This is a genomic window from Hyalangium sp. (genome assembly GCF_045802625.1).
GTDB lineage: Bacteria > Myxococcota > Myxococcia > Myxococcales > Myxococcaceae > Hyalangium.
The window spans coordinates 53,304-66,754 of sequence record NZ_JBJMQP010000009.1; the positions used below are offsets into that span (position 1 = coordinate 53,304).

A 13,451-nucleotide genomic window follows, 5' to 3' on the forward strand; every position below is an offset into this window, starting at 1 on the left:
CATTGGCAACGGCGACTCAACTCTCTCAGCGGGTGCTCGACGGCGACGTTCGGGCGGCCTCGCGCTTGATGCGCAACATCGATGATGGCGTGGAGAGCGCCACCGCGGACCTGCGCGCCCTGTTCCCCAAGACGGGCCGGGCCTACATCATCGGCATCACCGGCTCGCCCGGCGCGGGCAAGTCCACGCTGACCGACCGGCTCATCGCCCGGTTCCGCAAGCAGGGCAAGAGGGTGGGCGTGCTCGCGGTGGACCCCACCAGCCCGTTCACCGGCGGTGCCATCCTCGGCGATCGCATCCGCATGCAGGAGCACGCCACGGACCCGGGAGTGTTCATCCGCTCGCTGGCCACCCGCGGCAACCTGGGCGGGTTGTCTCGCGCCACCGGCGACTGCATCCGGGTGATGGACGCCATGGGCCAGGACATTGTCCTGGTGGAGACGGTGGGCGTGGGGCAGGACGAGATCGACATCGCCCAGATGGCGCACACCACCCTGGTGGTGACGGTGCCGGGCATGGGCGACGACGTGCAGGCCATCAAGGCCGGTATCCTCGAGGTGGCGGACATCTTCGCGGTGAACAAGTCCGATCTGGACGGCGCCGACCGCATGGTGCGCGAGCTGCGGATGATGCTGGAGCTGCGCCACGCGGTGAAGGCGCCCCCCATGGATCATGACGCGCACCACCGCATGGTCCGCGCCAAGGCGGAGGGCCGCCACGTGGAGGAGGCCCCGGGCCCGCGCGAGTGGGAGCCTCCCATCATCAAGGTGGTGGCCGCCAAGGATCAGGGCGTGGACGAGCTGGTGGAGGCGGTGGAGCAGCACCGCGCCTTCCTGGACGAGACGGGGCTGCGCCAGAGCAAGGAGCGGGCCCGCGCCGCGATGCAGTTCGTGGCCCTGCTGCGCGAGCGGCTGCTGCGCGGCGCGCTGTCGAAGCTGGAGCGGGAGCGGGGCCGGTTGGACGAGGTGGCGGGCCGCATCGCCGAGCGGAAGGCCGATCCGTACGCGCTCGCCGAGGAGCTGGCGAGCCAGCTGGCGGAGTGAAAGCGTGGAGAAGCTGAGCCTTCAAGAGCGCGTCCAGACGCTGGAGACCCGCCTGGGAGTCCCCATGCTCCGCAAGGATCTGGGGCTGGCGGCGCTCACGCACAAGAGCTACTTCAACGAGCACCGCGAGGCTGGACTCCAGGACAACGAGCGGCTGGAGTTCCTCGGGGATGCGGTGGTGGATCTGGCCATCAGCCACCGGCTCATGGAGCGCTTTCCCCACGCCTCCGAGGGCGAGCTGTCCAAGCTGCGCGCCCTCATCGTCAACGAGGAGGGGCTGGCCCGCATCGCCCGCGCCCTGGCCCTCGGCGAGCTGCTGCTGCTGGGCCGCGGCGAGGAGATGACGGGCGGGCGGGACAAGAGCTCCGTGCTCGCCGATGCCATGGAGGCCGTGATCGGCGCGGTGTTCCTGGGCGCGGGCATGGAGTCGGTGATGGCGCTGGTGGACAAGCACTTCGCCGACGCCCTGGAGGGAGTGGCCGAGGGCCGCAGCGGCCTGGACTACAAGACCAAGCTCCAGGAGGACGTGCAGAACCGGCTCAAGCTGTCGCCGCGCTACCGCGTGGTGGCCGAGGCGGGACCTGACCACGAGAAGACATTCGAGGTGGAGGTCTCCATCGGCTCGGAGCTGTACGCCCGCGCCACCGGCCGGAACAAGAAGGAGGCGGAGCAGGCCGCCGCCCGCGCTACGTTGGACATGCTTCGGAAGGACGACACCCCGAAGTGAAACCCCTTTGACGAGGGGAGGGTGGCGAATAAGGTCGCCCGCCATGTTCCGGATGATCGCGACCGCCCTTGTCCTGGCTGCCACCGTGGCCAGCGCCCAGTCCTCTCCAGGCCCGTGGATGAAGAAGGCCGAGGAGGGCAAAGATCTCTACGCCACCATCAAGACCAGCCAGGGCGACATCGTCGTCCGGCTGTTCTCCAAGGACGCCCCGAAGACGGTGGAGAACTTCGTGGGGCTGGCCGCCGGCGAGAAGGAGTGGCGCCACCCGTCCACGGGGCAGAAGTCGACGAAGCCCCTCTATGAGGGGACGATCTTCCACCGCGTCATCCCCAACTTCATGATCCAGGGGGGCGATCCCACCGGCACGGGCTCGGGCGATCCGGGCTACAGCTTCGCCGACGAGTTCCAGAGCGGCCGCACCTTCAACAAGCCGGGCATTCTGGCCATGGCCAACGCGGGCCCCAACACCAACGGCAGCCAGTTCTTCATCACCACCTCCACGCCGGCCCACCTGAACAACCACCACACCATCTTCGGCGAGGTGGTGAAGGGCTATGACGTGGCGGTGAAGATCTCCAAGGTTCCCCGGGACGCGGCGGACAAGCCGAACACCCCGGTGGCCATCACCAAGATCGAGCTGAGCGACAAACCTCCCAAGGGAGTTGCCGCTCCGGCGCCGGCCAAGGGCGGCGCGAAGAAGGCCGCCGAGAAGAAGTAGTCACGCAACCACTCACGCGGGCCCAACCCAACCCAAGGGCCCCAACCGTAGCGGGAGATGCACATGGGCATGATGGACGAGGCGCGCTCTGGGAAGGACCTTTACGCCACCTTCGACACCACCGAAGGCAAGATCGTCGTGAAGCTGTTCTCCAAGGACGCCCCGAAGACGGTGGAGAACTTCGTGGGCCTGGCCACCGGTGAGAAGGAGTGGACCCACCCGGCCACCGGCGACCGCAAGGTCGGCGAGCCCCTCTACGACGGGACGATCTTCCACCGCTGCATCGGCGAGTTCATGGTCCAGGGCGGCGATCCGCTCGGCAGGGGGACGGGCGGTCCGGGATACCGCTTCGCGGATGAGTTCCAGAGCGGCAAGCGTTTTGACAAGCCGGGCCTGCTGGCCATGGCCAACGCGGGGCCCAACACCAACGGCAGCCAGTTCTTCATCACCGTGGTGCCCACCCCCCACCTCAACAACCGCCACACCATCTTCGGCGAGGTGGTACAGGGCTATGAAGTGGTAGACCGCATCGCCAACCAGATCCCCAAGGGCCCGGGTGACCGGCCCACCCAGGAAGTGCGCATCAACAAGCTGTCCGTCTCGACGACCGCGCCGTAGCCCTCGCCTGCCCAGCAGGCAGGGAAGTCCCAGGCAGGTCGTGCAGTCCCACGGGCCCCTCCTCCTCGTGAGGAGGGTGCCAGATCACCTTCTCCAAGATGGCCTCGAAGAACTATCGCAGCGGCTTCGCCGCGCTCATCGGCCGGCCCAACGTGGGCAAGAGCACCCTGCTCAACCAGCTCACGGGCGAGAAGATCGCCATCGTCTCGCCCAAGCCGCAGACCACCCGTAACCGCATCCTCGGGGTGGTGACTCGGCCGGAGGGGCAGGTGGCCTTCATCGACACGCCCGGCATCCACCAGGCCAAGGGAGAGCTCAACCGCTACATGGTCGAGACCGCCCTCCAGGCCGCCGAGGAGGTGGACCTGGTCCTCTTCCTCATCGAGCCGCCCGGCGGGGAGAAGCCCGAGTCCTGGGTCGGCCCCGGCAACCGGATGATCCTCGAGCGGCTGCAGAAGATCGGCAAGCCGACGTTCCTGGTCATCAACAAGGTCGACACCCTCCCCAAGCCGAAGCTGCTGCCGCTGATCGATCTGTTCCGCAACGAGTTCCCCTTCGCCGAGGTGGTGCCCATCTCCGCACGCGAGGCGGACGGGGTGGAGAAGCTCTTCCGCGTGGTGCTCCAGCACCTGCCCGAAGGCGAGCCCCTCTTCGACGAGGACATGCTCACCGATCAGCAGGAGCGCACGCTGGTCTCCGAGTACATCCGCGAGCAGGTGCTGCGCCACTGCCGGCAGGAGATTCCCTATTCCACCGCGGTGCTGGTGGATGTATTCGACGAGTCCGAGCGCGAGCCCAAGCCGGGCACCCCGGAGGGACAGCTCGCGGGCCTCATCCGGATCGCCGCCTCCATCTACGTGGAGCGCGACAGCCAGAAGGCCATCATCATTGGCAAGCAGGGACAGATGTTGAAGACCATCGGGACGGACGCGCGCAAGGCCATCCAGCGGTTGCTGGGGGCGCACGTGTACCTCTCGCTCCGGGTCCGCGTGGAGCCTCGCTGGAGCGAGCGCCCCGAGGGCCTCAAGAAGCTGGGGTACGAGTAATGAAACCGCTGGTCGCCATCGTCGGACGCCCCAACGTGGGCAAGTCCACGCTCTTCAACCGCCTGATCAAACGCCGCGCCGCGCTCGTGGAGGATGTGCCCGGCGTCACCCGGGACCGTCACTACGCGGACGCCGAGTGGGGAGACCGGGCCTTCACCGTGATCGACACGGGCGGCTTCGTCCCCGGAGACAAGGATCTGCTGCTCCAGGAGGTGCGCGAGCAGGCCCAGCTCGCCGTGGAGGAGTGTGACGTCATCCTCTTCGTCACGGACGGGCGCGCCGGGCTCACCTCCACGGACGAGGCCGTGGCCCGGCTGCTGCGCAAGAGCGGCAAGCCCGTGGTGGTGGCCGCCAACAAGCTGGACAGCCCGTCCGGCTCCGTCCAGGCGCTCTCGGCGGACTTCTTCCGGCTGGGGCTGGGAGACGTGCTGCCCCTGTCCGCCGAGCATGCGCTGGGCGTGCCCCAGCTCGTGGAGGCGGTGCTGGACAAGCTCCCCGCGAAGCAGGAGGGCGAGACGGCCGAGGCGCTGCCGGATGACGGCACCATCCGCATCGCCATCATCGGCCGGCCCAACGTGGGCAAGAGCACCCTGCTCAACGCGCTCCTCAAGGAGAAGCGGGTGGTGGCCAGCGAGGTGCCGGGCACCACGAGAGATCCCATCGACTCGTCACTCACCTACAAGGACAAGAAGCTCATCCTCACGGACACCGCCGGCATCCGGCGCAAGCGCTCCATCGCCCAGCGCGTGGAGAAGTACTCCGTGCTGGCCGCCCTCAAGGTGATGGAGCGCAGCGACGTGGCCGTGCTCCTCATGGACGCCACCGAGCCGGCGGTGGACCAGGATGCCAAGCTGGCCGCGCTCGCCGAGGACAAGGGCCGCGCCCTGGTGATCGTCGTGAACAAGTGGGATCTGATCGGCGCGGACCAGCGCCGGCAGGAATCCTACCGCGAGGCGCTCAAGCACTCCCTGAAGTTCGTGGGCTATGCCCCCATCATCTTCACCTCCGCCCTCAAGGGCTCCAAGGTGGAGAAGGTGGTGGAGATCGCCATCGAGCTGGCCGAGCAGTTCCGTTACCGGGCGCCCACCCCCCAGCTCAACCGTCTGCTGGAGCACACGGTGAGCGAGCACCCGGCCCCCATCGTCAGCGGCAAGGCCCTGCGCCTGTACTACATCGCCCAGGTGGGCGTGGCGCCCCCCACCTTCGCCCTCACGTGCAATTACCCGGAGCGCATCCCGGAGATGTACAAGCGCTACATCACCAACCAGCTGCGCAAGACGTTCGATCTGCGAGTGCCCCTCCGGCTGCTCTTCAAGGAGCGCCCCGGCCAGGCCAAACGGGAGGCGCGCAAGCGTCCCCACCTGAAACAGGGCAAGCGCGGGTCGTCTTCGCGTTGACACCCCCGGCAGGCGCTCCGTAGATTGCGCCGCCTTTCGCACCCCCGAGAAGAAGAGGTTTAGCGACGTGGCCAAGTCCGAGAAGATGATTCAGCGGGAGCTCAAGCAGCCTGACGCCTTCCAGCGCGTAGGCGCCGAGGCTCGGGACTGGTTGATTGCGCGCCAGACGCTCGTCGTCATCGCCGTGGGGGTGGTCCTGGTGGGCGGCCTGGCCGCGGCGCTCATCAGCTACTTCTCCGGCCGCAACGAGACCGCCGCCGCCAAGGAGCTGGGCAAGGCCCTGGAGATCCTCGAGCGGCCGGTGGTCACCACCCCGGACGCCGCGCAGCTCACGCCGGAGGAAGGCGAGGAGCCCCCCTTCAAGTCCACCCAGGAGCAGGACCAGGCGCTGGTGAAGGCCCTCACGGACTTCCGCACCGCTCGCAAGGGCACCAAGTCCGCCACCACGGCGGCGCTCCCGCTGGGCAAGGCCGAGTACCGGCTGGGCGACCAGGACGCCGCGGTGGCCGCCTACTCCGAATACCTCAAGGACTCGGCGCAGAACGATCCCATGCGCGCCGCCGCGCTCGAGGGCCAGGGCTACGCCTACGAGGCCCAGCAGAAGTACGACCAGGCGATCGCCTCCTTCGACGAGATGTCCAAGGTGGACTCCGGCGGTTACCTGGAGGGCATGGGCCAGTACCACCACGCTCGCATCCTCATCGTCCAGGGGAAGAAGGATGACGCGGCCGCCATCCTGGTGAAGATCCCGGCCGAGCATGCGGGCACCGCCGCGGCGCGGCTGGCGACCGAGCGGACCGCGCTGCTGGCGGCCGAGGGAGTGAAGATCCCCGAGGCCCCGAAGCCGAGCGCGGGGCCCAAGGACGGAGGGGCATGAAGCGGTTCGCGTGGAAGCGGTGGGTAGGGGTGGCAGGAGCCGCGGGCCTGCTGGGCGCGTGCAGCTCCGTGCCCGTCTACGGCAACCCCGTCAGCTCCGATGCCCAGCAGCCTCCAGGCCAGTACTTCGAGGTGAACTGGTGGACGCCGCTGGTCGCGCCGACGCAGTGGGAGTACGCCCCGCGCGAGTTCGCCTCTCCGGCGGTGGATCCTGACTCCGGGCGCATCGTCGTCCTCACGCGGGATGGCTTCATCCGCGGCGTGGCGCCCGGCGGTAAGGTGGAGTGGGTCCTCAAGACGGCCAACCGCTTCAACGCGGGCGCCCTGGTGCACGACGGCATCGCCTACGTGCCGGGCGGAGACGGCGTGCTGTACGCGCTGGATCCTCGCAAGGGGACGCTGAAGTGGAAGTACGAGGCCGGTGAGGGGCTCGCGACGACGCCGGTGCTGGCGGGCAAGCTGGTGCTGGTGGCCTCCCAGAGCGACACGCTCTACGCGGTGGACACCGAGACGGGCAAGTGGGCCTGGCAGTACCGGCGCGATCAGCCCAGCGGCTTCACCATCCACGGCACCTCGTCTCCGCTGGTGAAGGGCGACACGGTGTACCTGGGCTTCTCGGACGGGTACCTGGTGGCGATTGACGCCCAGAGCGGCACCTCGAAGTGGGAGAAGTCCCTGGCGGGCGGCGCCACCGAGTACCTGGACGTGGACACGCCCCCCGTGCTGGATGAGGCGGGCCGGCTCTACGTGGCCTCGTACCAGGGCGGGCTGTATGCCCTGAGCGCCGACACCGGGGAGGTGGAGTGGAACTCCTCGGTGAAGGGCATCACCTCGCTGCTGATGCGTGGGCAGATCCTCTTCGCCACGGGTGATGGCCGGGTCGACGCCTATCTGGGCGAGACGGGCAAGCTCCTCTGGTCGCACAGCCTGGGCGAGCGGTCCGCGCAGATGCCGGTGTTCGCCCTGGGCATGCTGCTGATTCCCAGCCAGCGCGCGCTGCTCTTCATGGATCCGAAGACGGGGCAGTCCCGGCTGGCGTGGAACCCGGGCGAGGGGATCAGCGCTCCGCCGCAGGTGCGGGGCTCCACCGCGTATGTCCTGTCGAACAACGGCTACCTGTACTCCCTGCACCTGGAAGGGGGCGGGGGTTGACGGGTAGGGCCCCGAGAACGGTCCGGGTGGTAGCGGCGTTGATTCCGCAGCCCGGCGAGGGCTCGCGGTTCCTGGTGCAGCAGCGGCTCCCGGGTGGCAGCCGGGCGCTGCTCTGGGAGTTCCCCGGCGGCAAGGTGGAGGCGGGGGAGACGGACGAGTCCGCCCTGGCCCGCGAGTGCCGCGAGGAACTAGATGTGGAGCTCGAGGTGGGCCGGCGGCTCTGGGAGGGCCGGCACACGTACCCGGATCTGACGGTGGAGCTGGTGCTGTACTGGGCCCGGCTGGTGTCGGGTGAGCCCAAGCCGCTCGGGGCGCATGCGCTGCGGTTCCTCACGCCGCCGGAGATGACGGCGCTGCCATTCTGCGAGGCGGATGTCCCGCTGCTGGACGAGCTGGTGGCGGGAAGGATGGAGCTGCCGCGGTGATGTTGCAGCGGACGTTCCAGCACATCCCGGGCGTGGGGCCGTTCCGGGAGAAGGATCTGTGGGCGCAGGGCATCAAGACCTGGGATGACTTCCCGGCGGCCGGCACCGGCGCACCGGCCATCAGCCGGAAGGCGGATGACGTGGCCCGCGAGTACATCGCGAAGGCCCGGGAGGCGCTGGCGCGGAGGGATCTCCGAGCGCTGGCGCAGCTGGTGCCGTCGCGGGAGCACTGGCGGATGTACCCGGAGTTCGCCCAGGACGCGCTGTTCTTCGATATCGAAACGGACGGCAACGAGAACCAGGTTCCCACCGTGGTGAGCCTGTACGACAGCGCGGGCCTGCACGTGTTCCTGCAGGGCCGGAACATGGACGAGCTGCCCGAGGCGATGGCGGCGCGCCGGCTGTGGGTGTCCTTCAACGGCACGTGCTTCGACGCGCCGGTGCTGCGGGATTACTTCGGCGCGAACCGGTTTCCAAAGCCGGACGCGCACATTGATCTCCGCTTCGTGACGAAGCGGCTGCGGATGAGCGGTGGGCTGAAGGAGATCGAGGACAACCTGGGCGTGGGGCGGCCGCCGCACCTGAAGGGCGTGAACGGCTGGGACGCGGTGCTGCTGTGGCGGGCGTACAAGGCTCGGGCGGACGTGGAGGCCCTGCGGTTCCTGGTGGAGTACAACCTCTATGATTCGTTCCAGCTCCGGACGCTGATGGACGTGGCGTACAACCGCGGCGCGGACGAGCTGAACCAGGATGTGCCCCGGCTGCCGGTGTTCGACCGGGGGGAAGTCCTGTACGACGTGAGCAAGATCATCCTGGATCTGGGGCCCACGGAGCGGGACATGGAGACGCTCGCGCGAGTGCGGAGCCAGGATCGGGATCTGCGCGAGCTCTGAGCCGGTTACCGGTGCTTTTTCTTCTTCTCGGGCTTCTTGTTCTTGGGAGGTGGTGCCGGGGCTTCCTTTTCCTTCTCGCCGGCGATCTGGAACTCCATCCGGAGGTCCTGAAGCTCGCGGCCTTGGGTATCGGTGAAGGTGGAGCCGGTCTGCGCGTCGAGCACCAGGGTGTACTTGTGGCCGGACTTGAGCGGGGTTGGCAGGGAGACCCGGTAGACGACGCCATTCGGAGTCTCTTCGGCGGAGTCATCGGAGACCATGGCGCGGTCAGCCTCGTCGAAGACCCGGATCCGGTAGTTGCGCAGGCCGATGGAACTGCGCAGCTCGAGCACGGATGTGGACTCAATGGTGGGCTGTTCGTCGACGGTCAGGGCGATGGGCTCCATACCGCCGTCCTTGAGCTGGTAGCGGAGCGTGAAGGACGCGGGAGGCGACGCGGGAGGGCCCGCATCCTCATGGGGAGCCTCGGCCGCGCCAGCATCCACGGGAGCTGAGGGGGGCTGTTTGCTGGGACAGCCGGCCAGGAGGGTCGACGCGCAGATTGCGATAAGGCCACGGCGGAGAAGATGCATAGGCCGGACACGGTACGTCCCACGGCCGGAACCGAGAAGCCTGAAGACGGGCCCGAGAAGCCGGACGTTGGAAGGCAAACCCGGATAGGTTCCGCGAGCCGTACTCCCGCGGCACTTTCCACTGAGAGCTTCGATGAACCGCGTCCTGTTCATGGCCGTCACTGCGTTTTTCGTCCTTGCTGGCTGTGGGTCCACCGACCAGGCTGGCGACAGCTGCAGCACGGAGAATTCCGGCAGCTGCACCAGCAGCACCGAGGCGCTTTTCTGCAACGACGGGAAGTTCCGAGCGGTGCCGTGTTCGGGACCCTCGGGGTGTACCCAGGGGGACAAGCAGTTCGTCTGCGACTTCAGCCGGGCGAAGCCGGGCGAGGCCTGTCCGAAGTCCGTGGAGGGCTCGGCTCAGTGTGACGTCAACAACGCCGATCAGGATCTGAAGTGCGTCAGCGGCACGTGGCAGGCGCAGACGTGCAAGGCCTGCACGGTGCAGTCCGGCAACATCGTCTGCTCGCCGTAGTTGCGGGCGGACGGCGTGCGCGGGCAGCCCGGTTTCAGGGAGGCCCGCTCTCCGTGCCGTCGCAAGGCGCCAGCGCTCCCCGGCGCCGCTGGGCGCATGGGCGAGCAACCTCCGAATGTCAGACCCAGATGCTCTAATTCGCGGCTGTGCCTGATAAGCAGGTACTGGGAGGGGAACTCATTGAGCACGAATCATGGAAACCGGAGTCACCGGAACATCACCAAGCGCAAGGCTGGGCAGGGCGCCCGCAACATGGCGCGCGGCATGGGCCCAGTAGGCGCTGATGCTTGGAATCAGGGCGCCGTGGGAGAGGAGTTTGTTGGCCGCATCCTGGCTTCGCTCAAGCCCTTGGGATGGACGATTCTCCATGACCTGGAGTTCGACTCTGACTCCGACATTGGAAATGTTGACCATCTGGCGATAGGTCCCCAAGGCGTCTTCGTCATCGACACCAAGAACGTGAGTGGGCTTGTCTCCGTAGGGGGCTACGGAATCGCGGTAGACGGCAGGGCCAAGGACTACGTCTCCCAGGTAATCGCCCAGGCGCAAGAGGTTCGTGAAAGGCTCCTACAAGCGACGGGACGCCGATCTCTGTGGGTGCAAGGAGTCCTAGCCTTCGTCGATGCGAATATGGACGTCACAGGGTTCCCCCAGGATGTACTGGTGGTGCGCGCGGAGAACCTCGTCTCCGTGTTGCAGGATGCGCCGCCGGAACGCACCCTCGGTAGGAACGTGCTCTCAGAGCTGGTGCAAGCCGCGAAGGCTTCTCGTACCTGGACGTAAGATCATTCATTCCTCGATTAAGCGTCCAACCTGGAGATAAAGCTGAGCCCGGAGAGCGGTTGCATCCGCTCCATGATGCAACCGCCGATGGCACGTAGGGCACAGTGCCACGGTGTTCTCTGGCCGATCACTACCGCCGAGCACCAGGGTGCGGACATGATGCACTTCAAGGTACGGCTGCCCGTCGGCTTTCTTGAAGGGTGCTCGCCGCTCGCAGAGTTCGCAACGCCCCCGGGCCGCCTGCAAGACGTAGGCATGAACGAGCGGATCCCGAATGAAAGTTAGCTGGCGAGCGACGGCTACGCGCAGAGGATCCACCGTTCCGAGGGGTCTCGACACGGGACCTCTGGCGCGCAGCCGCGAGGTTCTTCGTTCGAGTTCCTCGCGATCCGCCGTTGGCGCCATGTCGGCCTTGAGCGTTTGCCCGAGCCGCCTCTCCACATGCCGCTCCAATGACTTCAGGACGTTCGGAAGCGGGGCATAGCCTGTAACCCAACGTATCCCGTGCCTCTTCATGACGGCACTGATGTTCTGGAACTTCTTCTCGACGGAGGAGCGAGAGCGGCCTCGCAAGGGACCGGTCCCTATGAGGGCACGGATGACATGGGCCTTGACCATCGGCTGGCCGACAAGCTCCGCATCCAAGAGTCGGAAGTACTCACGAACCACTGCGGCGTTTTCGGCGTCGGTCCAAGCAGTTCCTGTGTCCGTGCGCACAAAGCATCCTGGGTAAGAAGTCGAAGTCCGCCGAGCCTCCAAGCGGCCAACCGAAGGGATACCGTATCCCAAGCCCCTGTGTCGTGGGGTCTGATAAGAAGCGTTATGTAAACTAAGCGGGCGCCGTTCTTCGAGCCCTCTCGCACGGCATCAGGCCCCCGGCGCGGCTTCTTCCCCGGGCTGTCCACCAGTCCATTCGCGGGCCGCCTTCCCAGTCCCTTCCCCTACGGTTCTGGCATGCGCCCCTGCGGCGTTCATTGACGGGCCGGGACGAGGCCGCTAAACGCTCAGGTCCCTTCAGCCTGGAGGCGCCCATCAAGACGATTCTCACTGGTGACCGGCCTACCGGTCCGCTCCATCTCGGGCACTACGTCGGCTCGCTCAAGAACCGCGTGCAGCTCCAGCACCAGTACCGCACGTTCGTCCTCGTGGCGGATATGCAGGCGCTGACCGACAACGCCGATAACCCGGCCAAGGTGCGCCAGAACGTCTCCGAGGTCGCCCTCGACTACCTGGCCGTCGGGCTCGATCCGAAGGTCTCTACCTTCTGTGTGCAGTCCATGCTGCCCGAGCTCGCCGAGCTCACCATGTACTACCTGAACCTGGTCACCGTGGCCCGGCTGCAGCGCAACCCCACGGTCAAGGAAGAGTTCCGCCGGCTGCAGCGCGCCCCCGCGGACGCCGACGAGGCGCAGCTCCGCGAGCTCGAGGCCCAGGTGCCCGCCGGGTTCCTCTGCTACCCGGTGAGCCAGGCCGCCGACATCACCGCCTTCAAGGCCCACCTCGTCCCGGTCGGCGAGGATCAAAAGCCGATGATCGAGCAGACCGTCGAGCTCGTCCGCAGCTTCAACCGCATCTACGGCGAGGTCCTCGTGGAGCCCGAGGCTCTCATTCCTCAGATCGCCCGCCTGCCCGGCACCGACGGCCAGAGCAAGATGGGCAAGTCCCTGGGCAACGCCATCTACCTCTCGGACCCGGCGGACGTCGTCGCCAAGAAGGTCCGCGGCATGTTCACCGATCCCAAGCACCTGCGCGTGGAGGATCCCGGCCGCGTCGAGGGCAACCCCGTCTTCACCTACCTGGATGCGTTTGATCCGGACACCGCCCAGGTCCAAGCCCTCAAGGAGCACTACCAGCGCGGCGGCCTGGGCGACACCGTCGTCAAGCGCCGGCTCGCGGAGGTGCTCGAGGCGTTCCTCGGCCCCATCCGCAAGCGCCGCGAGGAGTACGCCCGCGATCCCGCCGAGGTCATGCGGCTGCTCAAGGACGGCACCGATCGGGCCCGCCAGGTGACGGCGAGCACCCTCTCGGCCGTCCGCAAGGCCATGCACCTGGACTACTGGCCGTGACCGGCTGGCCCAAGCCAGGGGCTCGCGGAGCCGCTCACGGGAACGGCTCCGCCTGCACCACGAAGCTCTCGTCGATGCGGCGGGCCTCCGTCGCGTGCGAGATGTTGAACACGTAGCGCCCTGGCCGGTGGATGTGAACACGCAGCGGCTCGGCGGCGCCTCCCGCGTTGGCCGTGAACCTGTGCAGGCACCGATCCCCCTCACAGCTCACGAGCTGCAGGGACGGCAGGTGCGCCTTGAGGCGAAGGACGCTCGGCCCGGAACGCAGCGAGGGCGGCGCGGGCCTTGTCCGGGAGCAGTGGAAGGTGGCCATCATCACGCGAGCTCACGGGCGTCCTCCTGCACGTACGGGGTGTGGCTGTTCGAGGAGCACCACCAGCCGGAACTTCTCGGGGAGCTCATGCAGGCAGCGCAGCAGCAGCGCCGCCTGTTGGGAGTGGCAGGCCTGGAGCTCCGGGCTCGGCTGTTCGACGCCCCCCGTGAAGAGCGAGCCCAGCACCGATCCCAGTCCACGCCACAGCGCGTCATGTCCCCGCTCCGGATTCCATGGGTTGGATCCGCGGTTCTGGAGAAGTTGTAGGACTCGGAAATCAAATGCCCGCCCGCCCGTTCAGGGGCCGG

General features: G+C 67.4%; 17 protein-coding genes. 13 read left to right on the top strand and 4 right to left on the bottom strand.

Going from position 1 to position 13,451, the window contains the following annotated elements:
• Positions 1–2: 2 nt before the first annotated feature.
• The 10 genes from meaB to ACJ8AT_RS01960 all read left to right on the top strand — a co-directional run bounded on the left by meaB (position 3) and on the right by ACJ8AT_RS01960 (position 8,895).
• A complete protein-coding gene (gene meaB / locus ACJ8AT_RS01915) occupies positions 3–1,043 on the top strand; it encodes a methylmalonyl Co-A mutase-associated GTPase MeaB (protein WP_407735796.1) in 1,041 nt (346 codons plus the stop codon).
• Positions 1,044–1,047: 4 nt separating this feature from the next.
• Positions 1,048–1,770: a ribonuclease III gene (rnc, locus tag ACJ8AT_RS01920; RefSeq protein WP_407735797.1), complete on the top strand. Its 723-nt coding sequence runs from the start codon at positions 1,048–1,050 to the stop codon at positions 1,768–1,770.
• A gap of 52 nt (positions 1,771–1,822) precedes the next feature.
• Complete coding sequence (locus tag ACJ8AT_RS01925) at positions 1,823–2,488, top strand: peptidylprolyl isomerase (protein WP_407735822.1); 666 nt, start codon at positions 1,823–1,825, stop codon at positions 2,486–2,488.
• A 63-nt stretch (positions 2,489–2,551) separates the two neighbouring features.
• Positions 2,552–3,106, top strand: coding sequence for a peptidylprolyl isomerase (locus ACJ8AT_RS01930; RefSeq protein WP_407735798.1), 555 nt, complete (start codon positions 2,552–2,554; stop codon positions 3,104–3,106).
• Between the two features lie 98 nt (positions 3,107–3,204).
• On the top strand, positions 3,205–4,152 hold the full coding sequence (era, locus tag ACJ8AT_RS01935; protein ID WP_407735799.1) for a GTPase Era: 948 nt from the start codon (positions 3,205–3,207) through the stop codon (positions 4,150–4,152).
• Positions 4,152–5,549, top strand: coding sequence for a ribosome biogenesis GTPase Der (gene der, locus ACJ8AT_RS01940; protein WP_407735800.1), 1,398 nt, complete (start codon positions 4,152–4,154; stop codon positions 5,547–5,549). Before era ends, der begins: the two co-directional genes overlap by 1 nt.
• A 67-nt stretch (positions 5,550–5,616) precedes the next feature.
• Positions 5,617–6,426 (top strand): tetratricopeptide repeat protein, encoded by an 810-nt coding sequence (locus tag ACJ8AT_RS01945; protein WP_407735801.1) that lies wholly within the window; start codon positions 5,617–5,619, stop codon positions 6,424–6,426.
• Positions 6,423–7,577 carry a PQQ-binding-like beta-propeller repeat protein gene (locus ACJ8AT_RS01950; RefSeq protein ID WP_407735802.1) on the top strand — a complete coding sequence of 385 codons (1,155 nt, stop codon included), beginning with the start codon at positions 6,423–6,425 and terminating at the stop codon, positions 7,575–7,577. Before ACJ8AT_RS01945 ends, ACJ8AT_RS01950 begins: the two co-directional genes overlap by 4 nt.
• Complete coding sequence (locus ACJ8AT_RS01955; RefSeq protein WP_407735803.1) at positions 7,574–8,002, top strand: (deoxy)nucleoside triphosphate pyrophosphohydrolase; 429 nt, start codon at positions 7,574–7,576, stop codon at positions 8,000–8,002. The genes ACJ8AT_RS01950 and ACJ8AT_RS01955 overlap by 4 nt, the downstream gene beginning before the upstream one ends.
• Positions 8,002–8,895 (top strand): ribonuclease H-like domain-containing protein, encoded by an 894-nt coding sequence (locus tag ACJ8AT_RS01960; RefSeq protein ID WP_407735804.1) that lies wholly within the window; start codon positions 8,002–8,004, stop codon positions 8,893–8,895. The genes ACJ8AT_RS01955 and ACJ8AT_RS01960 overlap by 1 nt, the downstream gene beginning before the upstream one ends.
• A gap of 5 nt (positions 8,896–8,900) precedes the next feature.
• Here ACJ8AT_RS01960 and ACJ8AT_RS01965 read toward each other — a convergent pair whose 3' ends face one another.
• Entirely contained in the window at positions 8,901–9,380 is a 480-nt protein-coding gene (locus ACJ8AT_RS01965; RefSeq protein WP_407735805.1) for a hypothetical protein, read from the bottom strand.
• 220 nt (positions 9,381–9,600) lie between these two features.
• On the opposite strand from ACJ8AT_RS01965, the gene ACJ8AT_RS01970 reads away from it, so the two are divergent.
• Together ACJ8AT_RS01970 and ACJ8AT_RS01975 are read left to right on the top strand one after the other, a co-directional pair.
• Positions 9,601–9,981: a hypothetical protein gene (locus ACJ8AT_RS01970; protein WP_407735806.1), complete on the top strand. Its 381-nt coding sequence runs from the start codon at positions 9,601–9,603 to the stop codon at positions 9,979–9,981.
• A 303-nt stretch (positions 9,982–10,284) separates the two neighbouring features.
• A complete protein-coding gene (locus tag ACJ8AT_RS01975; RefSeq protein WP_407735807.1) occupies positions 10,285–10,764 on the top strand; it encodes a nuclease-related domain-containing protein in 480 nt (159 codons plus the stop codon).
• Between the two features lie 6 nt (positions 10,765–10,770).
• Here the strand turns inward: ACJ8AT_RS01975 and ACJ8AT_RS01980 are convergent, their stop codons facing one another.
• A complete protein-coding gene (locus tag ACJ8AT_RS01980; RefSeq protein WP_407735823.1) occupies positions 10,771–11,382 on the bottom strand; it encodes an HNH endonuclease in 612 nt (203 codons plus the stop codon).
• Positions 11,383–11,738: 356 nt separating this feature from the next.
• Here ACJ8AT_RS01980 and trpS point away from each other — a divergent pair, with 356 nt between their 5' ends.
• Positions 11,739–12,830: a tryptophan--tRNA ligase gene (gene trpS / locus ACJ8AT_RS01985; protein WP_407735808.1), complete on the top strand. Its 1,092-nt coding sequence runs from the start codon at positions 11,739–11,741 to the stop codon at positions 12,828–12,830.
• A 34-nt stretch (positions 12,831–12,864) separates the two neighbouring features.
• On the opposite strand, the gene ACJ8AT_RS01990 is transcribed toward trpS, so the two are convergent.
• Both ACJ8AT_RS01990 and ACJ8AT_RS01995 read right to left on the bottom strand, forming a co-directional pair.
• On the bottom strand, positions 12,865–13,146 hold the full coding sequence (locus ACJ8AT_RS01990) for a hypothetical protein (protein ID WP_407735809.1): 282 nt from the start codon (positions 13,144–13,146) through the stop codon (positions 12,865–12,867).
• A 9-nt stretch (positions 13,147–13,155) separates the two neighbouring features.
• A complete protein-coding gene (locus ACJ8AT_RS01995) occupies positions 13,156–13,329 on the bottom strand; it encodes a hypothetical protein (protein ID WP_407735810.1) in 174 nt (57 codons plus the stop codon).
• Positions 13,330–13,451: the final 122 nt, after the last annotated feature.

Excerpts from the sequence above, each read along its gene's own strand:
- ACJ8AT_RS01925 (WP_407735822.1), top strand. The coding sequence starts at position 1,823 with ATGATCGCGACCGCCCTTGTCCTGGCTGCCACCGTGGCCAGCGCCCAG.
- ACJ8AT_RS01930 (WP_407735798.1), top strand. The coding sequence starts at position 2,552 with ATGGGCATGATGGACGAGGCGCGCTCTGGGAAGGACCTTTACGCCACC.
- era (WP_407735799.1), top strand. The coding sequence starts at position 3,205 with ATGGCCTCGAAGAACTATCGCAGCGGCTTCGCCGCGCTCATCGGCCGG.
- der (WP_407735800.1), top strand. The coding sequence starts at position 4,152 with ATGAAACCGCTGGTCGCCATCGTCGGACGCCCCAACGTGGGCAAGTCC.
- ACJ8AT_RS01950 (WP_407735802.1), top strand. The coding sequence starts at position 6,423 with ATGAAGCGGTTCGCGTGGAAGCGGTGGGTAGGGGTGGCAGGAGCCGCG.
- ACJ8AT_RS01960 (WP_407735804.1), top strand. The coding sequence starts at position 8,002 with ATGTTGCAGCGGACGTTCCAGCACATCCCGGGCGTGGGGCCGTTCCGG.
- ACJ8AT_RS01970 (WP_407735806.1), top strand. The coding sequence starts at position 9,601 with ATGAACCGCGTCCTGTTCATGGCCGTCACTGCGTTTTTCGTCCTTGCT.
- ACJ8AT_RS01980 (WP_407735823.1), bottom strand. The coding sequence starts at position 11,382 with ATGGTCAAGGCCCATGTCATCCGTGCCCTCATAGGGACCGGTCCCTTG.
- ACJ8AT_RS01990 (WP_407735809.1), bottom strand. The coding sequence starts at position 13,146 with ATGATGGCCACCTTCCACTGCTCCCGGACAAGGCCCGCGCCGCCCTCG.